We start from the raw sequence: 18826 nt of genomic DNA, 5'->3' as shown, positions 1-18826 counted from the left end.
TTCTTTTTGTCGGTTTATCGTCATTACGGTGTACACATTACACCCGGTAGCCGAGCACCACAGTACCTGTTTTCGGGTTAATTGTGTTGTAAGTGAGACCTTGCCAGAAGGCGAGGTTTGCTCATAATTTACAACCAATAGATAACTCCTTGAGGTTAAAGAATTTTAAGCGGCTGATGTCTTCTGGATATCAGCCGTTTTTTGTTTTTTAAGGGATAGGAAAATGCACTCAGTCGGTAACCCTGTTTTATGGGGTAGTTTTGCAACTATTATTTTACTCATGTTACTTATCGATTTGTTTTGGCAGGGGAAACACAAAGGCCAAGCCATGTCGATGAAGCAAGCTGCGGCTTGGAGTATTGTGTGGGTGACGCTTTCACTGATTTTTGCTGCTGGTTTTTGGTGGTATCTCAATAACAACGTAGGTCGTGAGTTTGCTGATAGCCAAACAATGGCATTTTTGACTGGCTACCTATTGGAAAAAGCGTTGGCAGTCGATAACGTCTTTGTGTGGTTGATGCTATTTAATTATTTTGCGATCCCGGCTAGTTTACAACGTCGCGTGTTAGTTTATGGCGTGCTAGGTGCTATCGTATTAAGAACCATCATGATTTTCGCTGGTAGTTGGTTGGTCACGCAGTTTAGTTGGATTTTATATGTCTTTGGCTTATTTTTACTGTTTACTGGTCTTAAAATGGCTTTTGCTAAAGAAGATGATTCACCGATTAATGATAAACCCTTAGTGAAGTGGGTGCGTTCACACCTTCCCATGACGGATGAACTGCATGGTGAAAAATTCTTTATTAAGCGCAACGGAGTGTTGTTTGCAACACCATTAATCTTAGTGCTGATCTTAGTTGAAATCAGTGATGTCATCTTTGCGGTGGATAGTATTCCAGCTATTTTCGCAGTAACCACGGACCCGTTTATTGTCTTAACGTCTAATTTATTTGCTATTTTAGGGTTACGTGCCATGTATTTCTTGCTGTCCGATGTCGCAGAGAAGTTCTCAATGTTAAAATATGGCTTAGCCGTCATTTTAAGCTTTATTGGTATAAAAATGTTACTTATCGATATTTACCATATCCCAACAGCGATCTCATTAGGGACGATTGCAACAATATTAGTGGTGACATTAATCATTAATTCAATTGTTAACAAGCGCAACGAAGTAAAAAGCAAATAGCCTCCTGTGAAACTTAAATCCCTTACTGATGAAGTAGGGGATTTTTATTTTAACCCTCTGAAAAGGCTCAATCATTCTCCTCTATTCCATTCTACTATAAGAAACAAAATTCTATTGCGATCACAGTTATGTAAAATATTTGTTAAGAAAAAACAATCATTGTGTATATTTTGAATAATAGCCTTTTCACAAGGTATTTATTCCTTATACTGGCTCTGCAAACACATTTAATTCCTAATAAAGATAAATAATATAGGTCTACTATGGATACAAATAAAACAGGGTTATGGCGAGTGATCACTCACGGTAGTTTGGTCAAGCAGATACTGATTGGCTTAGTTGCTGGTATTTTATTGGCATGGTTATGGCCATCGGCAGCAAAGAATGTGGGCTTGTTAGGTCACTTATTCGTCAGTGCATTAAAAGCGGTTGCGCCAGTGTTGGTGTGGGTATTGGTAATGTCGTCCATTGCTAACCATCGCCAAGGGCAAAAAACCAGTATTAAACCGATTTTGGTTCTGTATATTTTAGGGACATTCTTCGCGGCATTAGTGGCGGTTATCGCCTCATTTATATTCCCATCAACACTTGCTTTAGCGGGTAGTGAAACAGAAATGAACCCACCCGGTAACATTGCAGAAGTACTGAGTGGCTTATTAAATAATGTCTTTACAAATCCAGTTGATGCGCTGATCAACGGTAATTATATTGGTATATTAGCGTGGGCTATCGGGTTAGGTATTGCATTTCGTCATGGGAGTGATACGACAAAAACGCTGTTACTTGATTTTTCTAATGGTGTGACTCAATTAGTTAAAGTTATTATCCGATTAGCACCTTTAGGTATTTTTGGCTTAGTTTCATCAACGATTGCAACAACAGGCTTTGACGCGTTAAAAGGTTATATCCACGTATTAGCCGTTTTATTAGGTTGTATGATTATTGTTGCTCTGGTTGTTAACCCGCTGATTGTATATTGGAAATTAAAACGTAACCCCTACCCATTGGTGTTTGCGTGTTTACGTGAGAGTGGTGTTACGGCATTCTTTACCCGTAGTTCTGCTGCGAATATCCCAGTCAATATGGCGATGTGTCGTCGCATGAACCTCCATGAAGACACATACTCAGTTTCTATTCCATTAGGTGCAGCAATTAACATGGCAGGTGCAGCAGTCACGATTACTGTCTTAACGCTAGCCGCAGTTCACACAAAAGGTATTCCGGTAGATATCCCGACAGCATTATTGCTAAGTGTCGTGGCTTCAGTGTGTGCATGTGGCGCATCAGGGGTAGCGGGTGGTTCATTATTATTAATTCCATTAGCGTGTAACATGTTTGGTATTCCGAATGATGTTGCAATGCAAGTGGTGGCAGTCGGTGTTATGATTGGCGTACTGCAAGATTCAGCGGAAACTGCCGTGAACTCTTCCACTGATGTTTTATTTACCGCTGCGGTCTGTTTAGCTGAAGATGAGAAACTGGCGAATTCAGACGCTCAGTTATCCCATCATGACTAATATGTTAGTGAAATAAACAAAAAGGGCAGAAAAACATTCTGCCTTGAGGTTGTTGACAAAGCGGGAAAAAGCGTGGTTTTTCCCACTTTGTGTTATCAGGCGAAAATCAATGTATTGATTTTCCTTGTTTATTTTCAAAACCTATCCAACCTGCCGCCAAACATGTTATGTTTGTCAGCAGTCTGAGGGCAGAAAAACATTCTGCCTTTTTTGTTGTTATTGGTTTGACTAAAACTCATTACGTAAGCGGCGATAGCCTTCAACTAGCTGAATATTGGTTGCTGCGACGTCCTCTGAAAATTGTAATGATGCGTGGTCAACTTGTTGGAATGTGGATAAGTCGCTGTGCAAGTTAACATGCATGCAAGAAGGAATATATAAAGCAGGGGGAAGCGTTAGCCCATCAACCACCGCATTGTAGCGGATCACACAGTTTTCACCAATCACGCAGTTGAATAACACACTATTAAAACCAATAAACACCCGCTGTGCAATTTCACAAGGGCCGTGGACAATAGCACGATGAGCGATAGAGGTGTGTGACCCAATACGGACACCAGCACCACTTTTAGAGTGAATGACCACACCATCTTGAATATTTGAGTGCGATCCTATCAATATTGGAGACATATCCCCTTCTTCATTAAGCTCATCGGCGCGGATCACGGCATAAGGTCCCACATACACGTAATCTTCAATTATCACTTTGCCACAGATAATGGCGGTTGGATCTATGTAGGCCTTTTCAGACACGATAGGCACATGGCCTGATGGGTTTTTACGCAGCATGATGATCTCGCTTCCAGTGTGTGCGCACAACCGCATTGTGCGCATGTAAGCTTTCTTGGTGGTCTATCTCAACGGTGATTTCGTTAAACTGGCATTGATGGCTAAACGCCTCGATCAATCTTCTTGCTGCATCCTCACAGAACATTAAATTTTGCCCATTAGCAATAGCAAAAGCTTGCTCATCACTGCGTTTCACCACGGTTTGAACTGAGGTGCAAAGAATATTTTCTATTCGGTTAATCAGTTCAATAATCGGGAGTTTTTTCTCTGCAATTTTTAACATTGCAGTGACCCACGCCCAACTTCTTTGGCTATGTGGTGTGGCGGGTAACCCGTGTTTTATCAGCCAATCAAGGACTTGGCTTTGTGGTAATAACGGTGCTTGGTTATCAAAATCGAGTGCAAATTGCTGCTGCATGACTTGGGCACAAAGGGCAGCAGAGCTAGGGCAGGTTGAGGAGTAAGGCACGCCAACCTTTAATTTTATCTTGAATGAGTTTTGTAAATTCGCTTCTACTTCAAAAGGGTAGGCTTTCCAACCAAACTGATTAGAAATTAAAGAGCGCCGGGAGATCAAAATGTCACCATAAATACGTAAATGAGCTTTTGATGAAGTTTGAGCGTGGGAGGATAAAATCTGCTCCAATGTTTGCTTTAGTAAATCCGCCGTTAATTCCCTTTGTGTGAGCCCATCTAGTGATAGATAAAGGCGAGACATATGAATGCCTTTTTGCCCTTGGAGATCAATACCAATATCGACGCTTGCATTGACTGGGCGACCTGCTAATTCCACAGGTAAAGCGATCCCCGTCATACCTACCCAATCAAGCCCAATTTGGCTATGTGTATCACTTTGTACTTGCGCGTCAGCGAGTGGTGTGGTGAATGTTTCGGTGGTTGTTGACATAGAGCCTCGATAAATCAAATAATAAAAGATATGTTATAACATAACATTTTATATTCTTAAAGTGAGGCCGATAAATAAAGAGTATGGGGGTTGTTGAATTGGAAATTGCTTTTCCCCTCTCGATGAATGAATTTGATCAAGAGGGAAACAGAAAGATTAAAGCTGATAAGCGATTTTCATGCCTTGCTCAATAGCCCTACGAGCATCTAATTCAGCCGCTACATCGGCACCACCGATGACATGAGCATCAATTCCATATTCAGCAAGTTGAATTTTTAACGGTCGATAAGGTTCTTGCCCTGCACATAACACCACGTTATCGACAGGCAAACATTGCATTTTATCTTGGTAACGAATATGCAAGCCATCATCATCGACACGCATATATTCCACGCCATTAAGCATTTTCACACCACGCTTCATCAGTGACAGGCGATGAATCCAACCGGTTGTTTTCCCAAGACCTGCACCAACTTTGCTGTTTTTTCGTTGCAATAAGTAGAGCTGGCGAGCCGATCCAACACCATTTTTCTTCTCAGGGTAAATGCCCCCTTTTGAACGAATTGTCGGGTCAATATTCCACTCTTTATTAAATAGCGAAGTGTCTAAACTGCTGCTTTTGCCTTCTTGTGTTAATAGCTCAGCCACGTCAAAACCAATGCCTCCTGCGCCAATAATGGCCACATTTTTACCTACTACTTGTTGCTGAGTAATCACATCAATATAGGAAACCACTTTGTGGTGGTCCGCTCCCTCAAGCTGAATTTTGCGTGGAGTGACGCCAGTGGCAATAATAACTTCATCAAAACCTGAAAGGCCTTGTACATCCGCTTGTTGTTCAAGGCGAACATCTACATTCAGCAGTTGTAACTGACGACAAAAATAACGGATCGTTTCATGGAACTCTTCTTTGCCCGGAATTTGTTTCGCTAAATTAAATTGCCCACCAATTTGATTCGATTTTTCGAATAAGGTGACTTTATGACCACGTTTTGCCGCATAAATCGCACAGGAAAGCCCTGCCGGACCAGCACCGACGATGGCAACCGATTTACTCTTAGGGGCTTTTTCATTGGGGTAGTCCATTTCCCTGACTGCCTGCGGATTAACTAGGCAACTGGCAAGTTTCCCACTAAAAATTAAATCAAGGCAAGCTTGGTTACAGCCAATACAGGTATTTATTTCATCAGCACGGTTTTCGGCTGCTTTTCGAACAAAAGCTTCATCCGCAAGGAATGGTCGTGCCATTGACACCATATCTGCTTGCCTATTGGCTAGAATTTGTTCGGCAACAAATGGGTCATTGATACGATTTGTGGTAATTAACGGAATATTTACTTTGCCCATTAATTTTTGAGTAACCCAACTAAACGCATGACGGGGCACTTGTGTTGCAATGGTGGGGACTCGGGCTTCATGCCAGCCAATGCCTGTGTTGATCATACAAGCACCCGCTTTTTCGATTTCTTTCGCAAGGTATTCAATTTCTTCCCAAGTTGAGCCGTCTTCCACCAAATCTAACATCGACAGCCGATACACAATAATAAAGTTAGCGCCAACAGCTTCACGAATCCGCCGCACAATTTCAATGGGAAAACGAATGCGGTTTGTGTAGCTACCACCCCATTCATCGTTTCTATGATTAGTGCGTTTAGCAATAAATTGATTAATTAAATAACCTTCAGAGCCCATTACTTCGACGCCATCGTAACCAGCTTGTTGAGCTAATTTTGCCGTATTCACAAAATCATCAATGGTTTTATGAACATCATCTGCGCAGAGCGCTTTTGGAGCAAATGGAATAATTTCGGCCTGAATAGCACTTGGCGCCACTAATAATGGATGTAATCCATATCGTCCAGCATGCAATATTTGAAGGGCAATTTTCCCCTCAGCTTGGTGCACGGCATCTGTAATCGTTTGATGAAATGGCAGTTGGCTAGCGTGATTCAATACCGCACCATTGGCGGTTAGGGCACCTTCAGGACTAGGGGCTATCCCCCCAGTAATAATCAGGCTAACACCGTTTTCAGCGCGCAAACGGTAAAAATGGGCAAGTCGCTCGCTCCCTTCAGGGTGTTCTTCGAGCCCAGTATGCATTGAGCCCATTAATATCCGGTTTTTGAGTACTGTATGCCCCAAATCAAGGGGGGTAAAAAGGTGTGGAAAATTGCGCATATGATGCTCCCATTCGGGATTTATTTAACAGGTCTGATGAGTTAACTGTAACGTAATGGCGCTGTAAATTGGTAAAGATGTTAAAATTTTGTGATTTTTATCATATGTTTTCGGTTAAATTGCTAAGTTAATACAGTTAAATACAGCCTTTTTATTTTTATGTCATAAAAACAGATTAAAAAAGTAGAGACACATCGCAAAAGAGCGACACAGGGGAAACCATGATGAAAGAGATATGCCAAGCTATTACTTTAGAAGGTGAATGCGTTCGCCTTGAACCTTTATCTCACCAATATGATGCAGAGCTTGCGGCGATTATCCGTCGTGATGGGTTACATAACTTATGGTATGCCTTAGTCCCCGATCCTGATGATTTTTCCCAAGACGTTGAAAGTCGCCTAGTGCGTTTTGCGCAAAAAGAGTGCTTGCCATTTGTGGTGATCGATAAGCGCACGGGTAAGCCCGTTGGGATCACTTCGTATAATAAAGTGGATAATGCCGTTCAGCGTGTTGAGGTGGGAGCAACTTGGTATGGTATTGAAGTTCAGCGCACGGCGATTAATACAGAAGCCAAATATTTGTTGTTAAAACATGCCTTTGAAACGTTAGGATGTGTGGCGGTGGAGTTTAGAACGCACTTTTTAAACCATCAGAGCCGTAAAGCGATTGAGCGTTTAGGGGCAAAACTCGATGGCATATTACGCAATCATATGAAAGCCAAAACGGGTGAGCTGCGTGATAGCTGCGTTTATAGCATTATTGCGCCTGAATGGCCTGCCATCAAACACCACTTAGAGTGGCAAATGGTAAAACCACGCTAGCCAATAATTGGAGATCACTTGAACGGTGGGCTTTCAGACTGCTGACAAACATAACATGTTTGGCGGCAGGTTGGATAGTTTTTGAACATAAACAAGAAAAGTCAACATGTTGATTTTCGCCTAATAACACAAAGTGGGAAAAACCACGTTTTTATCCCACTTTGTCAACAGCCCCAAAGCCCACTTAACGGTGGGCTTTAGGGTCAATTATAGATATTCATGCATAGGTTTGGTCATATAGACATTATTTGGCATTTTTTCTGTAGTGGTATAACCCGCAGGGCTATTAATCAGTGCTGGAATACGGTTAACCAAGTTTGCACAAGTTAACTCAACGGTAGCAGGGTTATTAACTTCAATGGAAGTATCAGGTTCACCAATTAACTGCCAACTGTTTTTATCGCATTCATCAGCGGTTAAGATTTTACCGATGCACTCTGTTTCGAGCGTCACACCTTCGGCAGTCTCTGTGATAACGACTGCGGATAAACCGAGAACATCGCCTTTTTTCACTGTCATTTTCAGTGTGTCAGAATAAATATCCGCTTGTGCAATTTGTGGAACACAGCGCTGAGTTTGGTTAGTGATTGTTAAGCCAAGACGGCTGCATAGCCAGCCATTTTGTGTCCACATATAAGGTGGTGCATATTCGCCACTTTCAATTTTTTGGGAAATGACTTCATAGGGCAAGTCATTGTAATTACCGATTTGCTGGTTAAACTCGTCGACTGTGAGCCCTGCGCCGTGCCCGATGGCTAACGCTATCCCATAATCCTCTACGTTATAGCAGCTTGAACCTTTGATTTTCACCAATTTGTGCATTGACCCCGCTAAGGTATCGATGAGCACACCCCAATACATATCGGGGTAGCCGCTTCCTGCTAAGGTACAATTGTTTGCTTTAGCTAATGTATCAAGTTTTTGCGTAATTTCGGGGGATGAATTCCATGGGTAAAGGGCTTCTTCACCGGTAGAGATGGCATTAACGCCATGGCGTGCAAACAGTGAGAATGCCTCTTCTAAATCAGCCATGGTACTGAGTGTTGCAATAATTCCGACATCGGGTTTTAAGGTTTCAAGGGTGGTATCTGCTTCGTGAAGAGGCTGCACTTTCACCCCAGTCAGCGTGGTACCCGCGATCTCGCCGATATCTTTACCAATGACTGCATCGTTGATATCAAAAGCCGCCACAACTTCAGCGCCATGCTCTTGCAAGTAACGGATTAAAAATTTGCCCATTTTTCCGCAACCATATTGAACTGCACGTACTTTTTTCATCATCTTTGTCCTATATGCGAATTATCTATAGGTCATATTGTGAGATCTAGATTATAAAATTATTGTTCTATATCAATTATTTGGATAAAGGATGTTTAATAAAATGGATTGCTGTTATGTGAGGGTTTATAGGGAAAATTTGCTATAGGGCAGAAAAAATACAAATAAAATAGATAAAAATCAAAATAAGCAAATTTGGCAATCACTGGCAAAAAGGCAATATCAAGAGTTGATTAATAAGCTGAGTGAATTCTATTGCATTGAAATATAAGTTCGATAACGACTTTGCACACAATTTCACCATACGGTTTTGAAACACTAGACCTACGATAAAACTGCACGTATAATCCATCCCACTTCGGCCCCTTAGCTCAGTTGGTTAGAGCAGTCGACTCATAATCGATTGGTCACTGGTTCAAGTCCAGTAGGGGCCACCAAATTTATCAAGGCGTTAGGTGATTTTCATCTAACGCCTTTTTGTTTTTGCTTGATTTTGGGTCAGGTAATGGGTCAGGTAAGGTTTTGGGTCAGAATGGCTCAAGTTATCTAATTCAATACATCCACGCTGACTTCTTCAGTAGACATAATCCGATCCGTTTCGTCTTCCCTAGAAATTACCAGTACACCTGCATCATTTTTGGATAGATTGACAATGCCCGTATTGTAATCCAAATAAATGTATTGGCTTTTATTCGTTTTTGTATTGACGACCCGATAGTCATTGATAAATTCTACGCCATACTGTGGATCAGTTAGTACATTATCGTCAGTAATCAGTAGAGTGTGATCATTCAGTTTATCGATCAAGCGTGCGTTATGGGGAACGGGTTTAGTGTGGATGCCCAATGCGTCGATATTTAATGGGTCTAGATATATCACGGTATTCGCGAAGACATTAAAAGACACTAGTACACTGATTATCAGTAACATGATTTTTTTCATTTTAACCTCAATATTTTTCGTGTTAACTCACAACTTAATTTGTTGTGAATATTTTATTTTTACATTTTAAATATCAATTTTTACGCTTATCGTTAGGAAAGCAGTGATGTTCACCTGAAGGCGAGTTCTTAAAAGATGGAGAGCGACCATTTCAATTAGAAATGCGTGCTCTGTCTAGATCCTTACGTCGAGGGTATGAAAACGTAAAGAATAAATCAATTGAAGAGATGGCGTTATCAGTGAGGGATCAAGCTATTGATGGTGTGACTGGGTTAGTCGAAAATGTTGGGTTGGGTTTGGAGCGATTATCTAAAGCATGGTTGCATAGTAAATTATCAACAACAACAAGGTATAACCCTATTTTTGATAGAGATGCTGAGGCTATACATCTTTTGTTTTATGCTAAAAATCCATTTGAAATAATTGAAGTTGCAGCAAGCATAATTTCAGAATATATCTATGAAAACTTGGATAAAAGTCAAATTGAATCTTTAAATAAATTTTTGGTAAAAAATGAAAATATAGTAAATAACGATATAGGAAGAGAGCGGTTTAATGAATTCGCATATTTTAAATTAGCAAATGAAATTCCCTCTATGGTTGAAAATTCTATAGTTAAAAAAATGATAATATCAGCTTTGATATATTTAATTGCTAGAAGAGCATTTTTTAATTTGAATATTTTCAAACGAAAAGAAAAGTTAAAAACAAAGCCATCTTTGTCAAAAGGGTATGTTGATTTGTTTTTAATATTAACAAGCTCTTATGGGATAATAGAGAAGTTAGATGGAGCATCGAAAAGACTAAAAGTTATCAGCCCAGATTTATATAGCCGGTTAGATAAGGAAAAATTATCTTTAACTTATTTCTTTTTTGAGAAGGAAGTAAGCCCAATACTAACTATTCTAGGAAGTAAAGGCTTGCATGATAGTTATGAACTATTACAGGCCTTTAAGTACCTAAAAAATAATTAATTTGCTATGCTATAACCAGATGTCCCTGCCGTATGGTGACTACAAGTTATATCTCTATATTGAACGAGTATAGATTCTTCTGGTTGAGATTCATTGTTGTTTATACAATGAGGGTAGCGAGTCGAATAGTCAACAATAGATGCTTTATTTAACATAATAGAATAATATTGCTCAAGTTTTCCATGCTGTGATGTTCGGTAAAAATCGAATGTTAACTTAAGAACTTCATTATTAGATATGGAGCTCAATAATAGTGGTGATGATTTATCGATACATTTAATAAATTCGATGGGTTGATGGGATAAATTTTGTCCTCTTGTAATTGAACTATTATATTCAATCACAAAAATTTGGTCTTCTTTTCCTTGTTGGTATCTGTTTCCTATCGAGTCAATAGTTCCGCATCCTTTTGATATTAAACCTTGTTTTTCACCTTCAATTGATAAATATATTAAGTTGCTCATATTTTCCTATATTTTTTTGTTGGCATGTTAAAAATATTGTTGAGTATCTTAGCGTGAATATATAAGATAAATCAAATTTTATTACTAGGCTGGGTGGTGTTATGTTTCATAAAAAAATATTTTTAGCCATGACCTTAATGTCAGTGCTAGGTTTTAATTTCAGAGCCTACTCTTCAAATGAGAGTATGAATTTTAAAATATTAAAACACTCTATTGCCAGCTTTCAATTTAGCATGGCAAATATTTTTTTTAATGATAAAAATTATTTTGACGCTAAAAGGTATTATTTATATTCATCTGAAAATGATAATTCAGATGCCACTGCATATATTGGATTTCTTTATGAAGAAGGCCTGGGAGTAGAAAAAAGTTATGATGAAGCTATGAGTTGGTACTTAAAAGCATCAAAGCAATCTAATGGTTTAGCTCAAAATAATATTGGCTCATTGTATGACTATGGTTTTGGAGTAAAGCAAGATTACAAAAAAGCAATGGAATGGTATAAAAAGTCTGATAAGAATGGATACGAAAAGGCATCCAATAATATTGGGTATTTATATCAGAATGGACTAGGTGTTGACATTAATTATAGAAAAGCAATGGAATGGTATTTGAAGTCAGCAGCGAAAAATAATGCGGGAGCTATGTATAATATCGGATATTTATACGAAAAAGGATTAGGAGTTCCTATGGATATTAATAAAGCTAAAGAATGGTATAATAAAGCAAGTAAACTAGGGCTAGAAATTGCTAAGTTTAGATTAAATTTGCTAGAGAGAAAATATTAGAGTGAATTCAAATAGATTATTTTTTTGTGTTTATCTAAGTTGAATTGATTGGTAGCGTAAACGCACTATTTACATGATTATTTAAAAGGATATATATGTAAGTAAAAGATGATTTTTTAAAAAAGTAGATGAAAATGCTAAAGCTATGCAAGCTAGTGAAGATGCTTTCAAGAAGGATGTTTTTGAGTTTCAAAGAGATACTGAACTATTGCTTCACGAAATTAAAAGTTGGTTTGATGGCTCATCTATAATAGTTAAATTAAAATCAACGAGAATTTATACTGATGGGGTAGGTATTGAAGTATCATCCTTACATCTTTCAAATATTAAGAAAACTTTAGAGATTATTCCTGAAGGACTTTATTATTTTGGGATTAAAGGATGCTTAAATGTATCCATATTTAATCCAGATAGTTCTCTGAAATCTTCAAAGTTTTCATTACATTGGAAAGATGGAGTTAGTAAGTTTAATGGTTGGACGATCGCATATGAGGTCGATAAAAACTCAACCCAACGCATTGAATTTAACCAAGAAAATTTCTTTGGAATGATCGGGTTGTTCGCCTAAAAAGCAAATTATTTTAGATCTTCAAGATAAGAGTTATCTATTAAGATAACTCTTATCTTTTACAGTGTGCTACATGACTTATTTATCTATTTATCGTTGATGATATTTCTGTGAAGAACGATGATTTAATGCACTGTGGGAATGCCATTCATTATAATTATTTTTAGTATTGACTATGACCTATCGTACTATAATCGGAACTGTAATGTTCATAATAGTCATTGGCTAGATAATTTAGTCGTCCCATCACCACGTTATAATCATCGGTAAAGGATAAGACATCTCGATTTAAGCAGTAGCGACAGTTTTCAGGGTAGTTAACTAATGCTCTGTATCGTTAGTAGGGTCTAAATCACTCTAGTTAAACGGTAATTGTAAAATCAAATAGATAAATGGGTTTTTACAAACAGCTAGCCCTACTCACAGTCATTTCTGGCTATAACCTATACTCCGTGAATTAGCGCTATAGTGCTTCGAGTAGTCTTTTGCTAAGTAGTTCATCCGTTGTACTAATGTAGCGTAATCAGCTTCAAATGTGGGGGATTTTTGGTTTAACCAATACGCACAGTTGTCAGGATATTCAACTAAGGTTCCTTTATCTATGATAGGGTCTAATTCGAGCTGTAACGCACTGTACCACGCGGATGTTATCATTGTACGCAAGGGTAGGTTTATTGAGGTCATAATCGCCTAGTTCATAGTGGGCGTCTTTATTGAAGATTAACACACAGTGGTAATGATGATGTTCCGAACTAACTTGCTCTTTTGCCCAGGCATAACGTAACCGGTTAAGGTGGGTTCGTTTCCCTGAAGTGGTCAATAAAATTTGGGGTAATCATTTTTGGGTTAGGGGATATTTTGCTGATACGGTGGGGGGTAATGAAGCCATCATTAGGCGTAATGTAAGGCATCAGGATAAAGTTGATCAAGAGCTCGACCAACAAATAGAATTGTTGGAGGAGTAATAAAGAATATAGCCCCCTTATAGGGGGGCAATTTAAAGCCACCTCTTTTAGAGTGGTATTTTACTGAAGTTACTTTAATTCAAAACGTTGCAAGTCCTTACTCACAGTGACAGGACCGGCATATTGTTTTCTGACTTCCTTGATCCAAACCTCATCGGTAATCGACGGATCATCAGCAGGGACAAGGTGGGTAAGTACCAGGTGTTTTACATTAGCCTCTTTGGCAATTTTCCCCACCTCTTCAGCAGTCGTGTGATGAGAAATAATGGCTTTAGCGAGGGTTGAGCCATTACCAATTCGCTTCGCTAACTTTTCAACGCCAGAAACGAGCACCACTTCACTGATTAAATAATCAGCATTTTTCGAAAATTCAATAATTTGTTTATTATCAATCATATCACCCGTAATCACGACGGTTTTGCCTGATGACTGAATTTTATAGGCGAGGGCTTCATCGGAATTAAAGGGAGGATGAGGAACAAATAACGCGCTGATTTTAACACCGTCTTTATCGACAACAACACCTTCAGAAATATCTTTTGCTGTCACCATATGGCGTAAATCAGGCTTGCCTTCATCTTTAACGCGTAAATCAATATCTCGCTTAAAAGTATCCCAGACACCTTTCGTCATACTTTCTGTGCCTACAGGACCGTACACCGTAATATTGTGATTAAGCCCGCTATTCCATGCATTGAGTAGTAACGCCGGATAATCCGCAACATGGTCACTATGAAGGTGGGTTATAAAGATGGAATCAATATTTTTGAGTGGAGTTTTAGATTGCACGAGACGCAAAGTTGCACCGTACCCTGCGTCAAAAAGATAGGTTTTGTTCCCTTTAATCAATGCGGTCGATTGGGGTAATCGCGCTTCATTAAGTATCGATGGGCCTCCTTTCGTTCCAAGGGTAATTATTTCATCGGCATTTGCTAACGAGTTTAAACCGAATAATGCCAACGCGAAAGATAGGGAGACTGACAGTAATTTAATTTTCAAAATAGCACCTCTTTTTATTATTAATGATCTTACACTGGTATTAAAGAATGGTTATCTAATTTGATATGTTGCTAAATAATTAATATATGAATGAGTTTACTTTTGTTTGCATAAGGTGGCTATCGTTCTTTAGGGTTAATTTTATTACTTTTAAATTTTATTTAATAATAACAATTGGTTATTATTTTTTTTGAAAAGTAAATGATAATAGGCTCTTTTGTTTTTTTTAATTAAAACAGCGATGTTGATTAAAAGTATAATTTAAATTGAATATAAAATTTACTATAATTACTTCTATTAACTGTATTTATTTAAAATAAAATTAATAAGCCAATTTGGTGGTTTAATTCCCCATATTTTCTTATGTATATCCCACCTTTTTTTGATCTCAAGTGAAGTTTTTTTTATTTGATAGCGGGAAAATACCGTCTATTGAAATAAGAGGGTGTGCAAGTGAGCAACGGAATACAGCTTCGGGTTAAAGGTAAAGTGCAAGGGGTTGGCTTTCGTCCCTATGTTTGGCAATTGGCACATCAACAGCAACTGAATGGCGATGTGTGTAATGATGGTGAAGGGGTGCTGATCCGCTTACTCGCCGATGCCAATGTTGCGGAATTTAGTCAATTATTACAGCAACATTGCCCTCCATTAGCCCACATTGACAGTATTCAATCACAACCATGCCAATGGGATATTTTGCCGAATGAATTTACTATTCGCCGTAGCGGTGAAGGGAAGATGGATACGCAAGTGATCCCTGATGCAGCGACCTGTGAAGCTTGCCAGCAGGAACTTTTTGACCCGACAAACCGTCGTTTCCACTATCCATTTGCCAATTGCACGCATTGTGGTCCGCGGTTTACGATTATTCGCCATATGCCTTATGACCGACCAAATACGGCGATGGCTGATTTTCCATTATGTCCTGAGTGTTTGGCTGAATATCAATCCCCAGCAGATAGGCGTTTCCATGCGCAGCCTAATGCGTGCGCCGTGTGTGGGCCAGAAATCAAGTTTTGTGATGCTACAGGGCAGAGAGTTGCGATAAAGGCGCAGGCATTAATTTGCGCATCGCAATCTTTATTAACAGGTAAAATTATCGCTATCAAAGGATTAGGCGGTTTTCATCTTGCCTGTGATGCGACGGATGATCTTGCGGTGCAAGCGTTACGGATACGTAAACATCGTCCAACAAAACCTTTTGCCGTGATGCTCCCCTCTTTAGATTGGTTAAAAAATCAAGGCGTTCATATTAGTGATGGGTTAGCGTCACTATTAAAAAGCCCCGCAGCACCAATTGTATTAATTAAACAGTGGCAAAACAGTGGATTGAGTCCGCTTATCGCCCCTCATTTGACTGAGTTGGGTATTATGCTGCCTTCAAATCCCTTACAGCATTTACTGATGGCGGAAGTGAAAAGGCCGTTAATCATGACATCAGGGAATGCCTCGGGGAAACCGCCAGTTCTCACGGAGCAAAATGCTTTCGCAGACTTAGCGAATATTGCCGATTTTTATCTAACCCATAATCGCGATATTGTGCAACGTGCCGATGATTCTTTAGTTCGCTACCACCAAGGTGCAGCTGAAATGTTGCGCCGTGCTCGTGGATATGTACCGGATTCTGTCGATTTGCCAGCGGGTTTTGATAATTCACCATCGATATTAGGGGTGGGCGCAGATCTAAAAAACACCTTCTGCTTACTGCGTGATAAAAGCGCGGTATTAAGCCAGCACCTTGGTGATTTGGATGACTTAGATATTTTTGAGCAATACCAAAGTGCCATCGATTTGTTTGGATCAATTTATCGCTTTACGCCAACAGCGTTGGTTGGGGATATGCACCCAAACTATGTCAGTCATCGTTTTGCTAAGCAGCTATCTGCTCAGTTGAATATTCCATTTATACAAGTCCAGCACCATCATGCTCATATTGCCGCAGTAATGGTAGAACATGGATTACCCCAAGCGACCAATAAAGTGATTGGCTTAGCCCTTGATGGATTAGGTTATGGGGATGCTCAACGTCTTTGGGGAGGAGAATGTTTGCTGGTGGACTATGCATCCAGTCAATATTTGGGAGGGTTACCCGCAGTTGCCTTGCCTGGTGGTGAAATGGCTGCGAGACAGCCTTGGCGTAACTTGCTTGCCCACTGGTTACAGTTTGTTCCCGATTGGCAACAACACACAGAGGCAGCACAACTCCTTGAACTTCCTTGGCAGGGGTTAGAAAAGGCTATCGAGCGAAGGATTAATTGCCCAATGGCATCCTCCACTGGGCGCTTATTTGATGCAGTCGCGGCTGCCCTTGGCATTTGTACGGCACAAACCAGTTGGGAGGGCGAAGCGGCGTGCCAGCTGGAAGCATTAGCGATGAGCTCTGAGGTTTTGGCTCACCCAGTAACCATGCCGTTAGTCGGACAACACCTTGATTTATCAACATTTTGGCGTGAATGGCTTGCATATCAAGCACCGAAAGCGCAACGGGCCCATGCGTTTCATGTTGCATTAGCCGATGGGTTTGCAGCACTCGCTAGAAACTGTGCTCAACACTATGGTATAGGGCAAATTGTGTTATCGGGGGGCGTAATGCACAATAAATTATTACGAAATTTATTAATTAATAAGTTAAATGAATTTGAGGTATTAACGGCAAGGCAATTTCCCATGGGGGATGGTGGATTAGCATTAGGACAGGTCGCAATTGCCTCAGCAAAATTAAAGCATTAGCTAACAATAGAACTTGTTAAGGCGTTAGAATGTAGAGCAAGCTGACTTGCCAATATTTAAAATTATAATTCAATATTTTTTTGATATTGATTCTTATTTAACTAATTTGTTTTTATATAAAGAAATTAGTTATTAATAATACCCTAAATTCGCTTAATTAAAATAATATGAGTTAATGGGTTTTTCTATCTCAATGATAGAAAAGGGAATTTATATTTAAATTAATGTGATATATAGCGCATTATTGAATAATAAATAGTTTGGTTTTATATAAATTTCATTTTTATCATCTACTAACTGAATCGATTTTTCTAGCAATTATAGAAAAAAGATAAAATTTCTTATTTCCTCTTGATGAAGATCAAATGATTAAAAATCGGTAGGAATAGGATCCTACTTTATATTTATGCACCAGGTTAATTAAATAAGAATTTATTTCATTAGGCTCAGTTTTGTTACCAATTCGAATAGCAATGGTACAAGCATAAGGCGTAGAAATATTCAGCACGCCGGGGCTTGTAGTATCTCTAACTCGAAGATAATCAACAAAATTTGTTTAATGAATAGGTTCTAAGCCACCCATAATAATAGGAAGAAAGAATGATAGGAGATAACGCTATTAATTCTCCTCACGGCATTAATCGCCGTGATTTTATGAAGTTATGTACAGCGTTGGCAGCAACGATGGGGCTAAGCGGGAAAGCAGCGGCCCAAATTGCTGAATCTATTAGCGACCCAGCTCGTCCGCCTGTCATCTGGATTGGCGCTCAAGAGTGTACGGGTTGTACTGAGTCCTTGCTGTGTTCCACTCACCCAACTCTCGAAAACTTAATTCTGGATACAATTTCACTGGAATACCATGAGGTGTTATCTGCCGCTTTTGGTGAGCAAGTTGAACAGAATAAACACAATGCAATTGAGAAATATAAAGGAAAATATGTTCTTGTCGTCGATGGTTCTATCCCTTTGAAAGACAACGGAATTTATTGCATGGTTGCCGGAAAACCGATTGTTGAGCATATCCGTGAGGTAGCTGAACACGCTGCGGCAGTGATTGCGATCGGTTCTTGTGCATCTTGGGGGGGAGTTGCCGCTGCGGGGGATAATCCAACTGGTGCTGTCGGATTAAACCAAGTTGTCAAAGATAAACCCGTTATTAATATCCCAGGTTGTCCACCCAATCCGCATAACTTCCTTGCGACTGTCTCACACTTAATTACCTTTAATCGTCCACCAAAGCTGGACAGTAAAAACCGACCAATGTTTGCCTATGGTCGATTAATTCACGAGCACTGTGAGCGTCGCCCACACTTTGACGCGGGGCGCTTTGCTAAAGAGTTTGGCGATGATGGGCATCGTCAAGGCTGGTGCTTATACCACCTTGGTTGTAAAGGGCCTGAAACATACGGTAATTGTTCAACATTGCAGTTCTGTGATGTTGGGGGCGTATGGCCGGTGGCGATTGGTCATCCTTGTTATGGCTGTAATGAAGAAAATATTGGTTTTCACAAAGGCATTCACCAACTCGCCAGTGTGGAAAACCCGACACCACGTGTGAATAAGCCCGATTTAAATAACCGTGAAGGTGGCCAAATATCATCAACAGCAGTTGGATTAATTGGGGGGGTTGTGGGATTAGTGGCTGGGGTAAGTGTGATGGCGGTACGTGAATTAGGTCGCCAAAAACGCCAACAAGACACTGACTCACGGGGAGAATAAC

General features: G+C 39.7%; 17 protein-coding genes, 1 tRNA gene and 2 pseudogenes. 10 read left to right on the top strand and 10 right to left on the bottom strand.

What is annotated here, in order from left to right; all coding sequences use genetic code 11:
* Nucleotides 1-223 precede the first annotated feature (223 nt).
* A complete protein-coding gene (locus AB6N04_RS12480) occupies nt 224-1186 on the top strand; it encodes a TerC family protein (RefSeq protein ID WP_369308630.1) in 963 nt (320 codons plus the stop codon).
* 263 nt (nt 1187-1449) lie between these two features.
* Nucleotides 1450-2703: a serine/threonine transporter SstT gene (gene sstT / locus AB6N04_RS12475; protein WP_369308629.1), complete on the top strand. Its 1254-nt coding sequence runs from the start codon at nt 1450-1452 to the stop codon at nt 2701-2703.
* Between the two features lie 228 nt (nt 2704-2931).
* Here the strand turns inward: sstT and AB6N04_RS12470 are convergent, their stop codons facing one another.
* The 3 genes from AB6N04_RS12470 to AB6N04_RS12460 form a co-directional block, all read right to left on the bottom strand.
* Nucleotides 2932-3492, bottom strand: a complete 561-nt coding sequence (locus AB6N04_RS12470; RefSeq protein WP_369308627.1) for a carbonate dehydratase — start codon at nt 3490-3492, stop codon at nt 2932-2934.
* Nucleotides 3482-4399, bottom strand: a complete 918-nt coding sequence (gene folE2 / locus AB6N04_RS12465; RefSeq protein WP_369308626.1) for a GTP cyclohydrolase FolE2 — start codon at nt 4397-4399, stop codon at nt 3482-3484. Before folE2 ends, AB6N04_RS12470 begins: the two co-directional genes overlap by 11 nt.
* A 156-nt stretch (nt 4400-4555) precedes the next feature.
* Nucleotides 4556-6577 (bottom strand): FAD-dependent oxidoreductase, encoded by a 2022-nt coding sequence (locus AB6N04_RS12460; RefSeq protein WP_369308625.1) that lies wholly within the window; start codon nt 6575-6577, stop codon nt 4556-4558.
* 224 nt (nt 6578-6801) lie between these two features.
* On the opposite strand from AB6N04_RS12460, the gene AB6N04_RS12455 reads away from it, so the two are divergent.
* Nucleotides 6802-7398, top strand: coding sequence for a GNAT family N-acetyltransferase (locus tag AB6N04_RS12455; protein ID WP_369312104.1), 597 nt, complete (start codon nt 6802-6804; stop codon nt 7396-7398).
* Nucleotides 7399-7605: 207 nt separating this feature from the next.
* On the opposite strand, the gene AB6N04_RS12450 is transcribed toward AB6N04_RS12455, so the two are convergent.
* Nucleotides 7606-8679 carry a dihydrodipicolinate reductase gene (locus AB6N04_RS12450; protein ID WP_369308624.1) on the bottom strand — a complete coding sequence of 358 codons (1074 nt, stop codon included), beginning with the start codon at nt 8677-8679 and terminating at the stop codon, nt 7606-7608.
* Nucleotides 8680-9036: 357 nt separating this feature from the next.
* Here AB6N04_RS12450 and AB6N04_RS12445 point away from each other — a divergent pair.
* Nucleotides 9037-9113, top strand: a tRNA-Ile gene (locus AB6N04_RS12445).
* Between the two features lie 109 nt (nt 9114-9222).
* Here the strand turns inward: AB6N04_RS12445 and AB6N04_RS12440 are convergent.
* Nucleotides 9223-9618: a hypothetical protein gene (locus AB6N04_RS12440; RefSeq protein ID WP_369308623.1), complete on the bottom strand. Its 396-nt coding sequence runs from the start codon at nt 9616-9618 to the stop codon at nt 9223-9225.
* Between the two features lie 161 nt (nt 9619-9779).
* Between AB6N04_RS12440 and AB6N04_RS12435 the strand changes: the two genes are divergently transcribed.
* A complete protein-coding gene (locus tag AB6N04_RS12435; protein WP_369308621.1) occupies nt 9780-10592 on the top strand; it encodes a hypothetical protein in 813 nt (270 codons plus the stop codon).
* Here the strand turns inward: AB6N04_RS12435 and AB6N04_RS12430 are convergent.
* A complete protein-coding gene (locus tag AB6N04_RS12430) occupies nt 10589-11056 on the bottom strand; it encodes an Hcp family type VI secretion system effector (protein ID WP_264635613.1) in 468 nt (155 codons plus the stop codon). The two genes, AB6N04_RS12435 and AB6N04_RS12430, sit on opposite strands and share 4 nt — an antisense overlap.
* A gap of 101 nt (nt 11057-11157) precedes the next feature.
* On the opposite strand from AB6N04_RS12430, the gene AB6N04_RS12425 reads away from it, so the two are divergent.
* Nucleotides 11158-11844: a tetratricopeptide repeat protein gene (locus tag AB6N04_RS12425; protein WP_369308620.1), complete on the top strand. Its 687-nt coding sequence runs from the start codon at nt 11158-11160 to the stop codon at nt 11842-11844.
* A gap of 145 nt (nt 11845-11989) precedes the next feature.
* Nucleotides 11990-12412, top strand: coding sequence for a hypothetical protein (locus AB6N04_RS12420; RefSeq protein ID WP_369308619.1), 423 nt, complete (start codon nt 11990-11992; stop codon nt 12410-12412).
* 163 nt (nt 12413-12575) lie between these two features.
* Here AB6N04_RS12420 and AB6N04_RS12415 read toward each other — a convergent pair.
* The 3 genes and pseudogenes from AB6N04_RS12415 to AB6N04_RS12405 form a co-directional block, all read right to left on the bottom strand.
* Nucleotides 12576-12686, bottom strand: a pseudogene (locus tag AB6N04_RS12415) (inovirus Gp2 family protein); the annotation flags it as partial.
* A gap of 152 nt (nt 12687-12838) precedes the next feature.
* Nucleotides 12839-13096 (bottom strand): inovirus-type Gp2 protein, encoded by a 258-nt coding sequence (locus AB6N04_RS12410; RefSeq protein WP_369308618.1) that lies wholly within the window; start codon nt 13094-13096, stop codon nt 12839-12841.
* Nucleotides 13008-13232 (bottom strand): inovirus-type Gp2 protein, encoded by a 225-nt coding sequence (locus AB6N04_RS12405; protein ID WP_369308617.1) that lies wholly within the window; start codon nt 13230-13232, stop codon nt 13008-13010. The genes AB6N04_RS12410 and AB6N04_RS12405 overlap by 89 nt, the downstream gene beginning before the upstream one ends.
* Here AB6N04_RS12405 and AB6N04_RS12400 point away from each other — a divergent pair.
* Nucleotides 13207-13377, top strand: a pseudogene (locus AB6N04_RS12400) (transposase); the annotation flags it as partial. The gene AB6N04_RS12405 and the pseudogene AB6N04_RS12400 overlap by 26 nt on opposite strands.
* Before the next feature lie 69 nt (nt 13378-13446).
* Here the strand turns inward: AB6N04_RS12400 and AB6N04_RS12395 are convergent.
* Complete coding sequence (locus AB6N04_RS12395) at nt 13447-14376, bottom strand: MBL fold metallo-hydrolase (RefSeq protein WP_369308615.1); 930 nt, start codon at nt 14374-14376, stop codon at nt 13447-13449.
* A 453-nt stretch (nt 14377-14829) separates the two neighbouring features.
* Between AB6N04_RS12395 and hypF the strand changes: the two genes are divergently transcribed.
* Both hypF and hybO read left to right on the top strand, forming a co-directional pair.
* Nucleotides 14830-17106 carry a carbamoyltransferase HypF gene (hypF, locus tag AB6N04_RS12390; RefSeq protein WP_369308614.1) on the top strand — a complete coding sequence of 759 codons (2277 nt, stop codon included), beginning with the start codon at nt 14830-14832 and terminating at the stop codon, nt 17104-17106.
* A 600-nt stretch (nt 17107-17706) separates the two neighbouring features.
* Nucleotides 17707-18825 carry a hydrogenase 2 small subunit gene (gene hybO, locus AB6N04_RS12385; RefSeq protein WP_369308612.1) on the top strand — a complete coding sequence of 373 codons (1119 nt, stop codon included), beginning with the start codon at nt 17707-17709 and terminating at the stop codon, nt 18823-18825.
* Nucleotide 18826: the final 1 nt, after the last annotated feature.

The sequence above is a fragment of the Providencia rettgeri genome (genome assembly GCF_041075285.1).
Taxonomy (GTDB): Bacteria; Pseudomonadota; Gammaproteobacteria; order Enterobacterales; family Enterobacteriaceae; genus Providencia; species Providencia rettgeri_G.
Note: the sequence above shows the minus strand (reverse complement) of the source record. Positions and strands in the feature narration are given on the sequence as shown.

What these genes read in the sequence shown, in the direction of transcription:
- AB6N04_RS12480 (WP_369308630.1), top strand. Translation starts at nt 224, where the DNA reads ATGCACTCAGTCGGTAACCCTGTTTTATGGGGTAGTTTTGCAACTATT.
- sstT (WP_369308629.1), top strand. Translation starts at nt 1,450, where the DNA reads ATGGATACAAATAAAACAGGGTTATGGCGAGTGATCACTCACGGTAGT.
- AB6N04_RS12470 (WP_369308627.1), bottom strand. Translation starts at nt 3,492, where the DNA reads ATGCTGCGTAAAAACCCATCAGGCCATGTGCCTATCGTGTCTGAAAAG.
- folE2 (WP_369308626.1), bottom strand. Translation starts at nt 4,399, where the DNA reads ATGTCAACAACCACCGAAACATTCACCACACCACTCGCTGACGCGCAA.
- AB6N04_RS12460 (WP_369308625.1), bottom strand. Translation starts at nt 6,577, where the DNA reads ATGCGCAATTTTCCACACCTTTTTACCCCCCTTGATTTGGGGCATACA.
- AB6N04_RS12455 (WP_369312104.1), top strand. Translation starts at nt 6,802, where the DNA reads ATGAAAGAGATATGCCAAGCTATTACTTTAGAAGGTGAATGCGTTCGC.
- AB6N04_RS12450 (WP_369308624.1), bottom strand. Translation starts at nt 8,679, where the DNA reads ATGATGAAAAAAGTACGTGCAGTTCAATATGGTTGCGGAAAAATGGGC.
- AB6N04_RS12440 (WP_369308623.1), bottom strand. Translation starts at nt 9,618, where the DNA reads ATGAAAAAAATCATGTTACTGATAATCAGTGTACTAGTGTCTTTTAAT.
- AB6N04_RS12435 (WP_369308621.1), top strand. Translation starts at nt 9,780, where the DNA reads ATGCGTGCTCTGTCTAGATCCTTACGTCGAGGGTATGAAAACGTAAAG.
- AB6N04_RS12430 (WP_264635613.1), bottom strand. Translation starts at nt 11,056, where the DNA reads ATGAGCAACTTAATATATTTATCAATTGAAGGTGAAAAACAAGGTTTA.
- AB6N04_RS12425 (WP_369308620.1), top strand. Translation starts at nt 11,158, where the DNA reads ATGTTTCATAAAAAAATATTTTTAGCCATGACCTTAATGTCAGTGCTA.
- AB6N04_RS12420 (WP_369308619.1), top strand. Translation starts at nt 11,990, where the DNA reads ATGCAAGCTAGTGAAGATGCTTTCAAGAAGGATGTTTTTGAGTTTCAA.
- AB6N04_RS12410 (WP_369308618.1), bottom strand. Translation starts at nt 13,096, where the DNA reads ATGACCTCAATAAACCTACCCTTGCGTACAATGATAACATCCGCGTGG.
- hybO (WP_369308612.1), top strand. Translation starts at nt 17,707, where the DNA reads ATGATAGGAGATAACGCTATTAATTCTCCTCACGGCATTAATCGCCGT.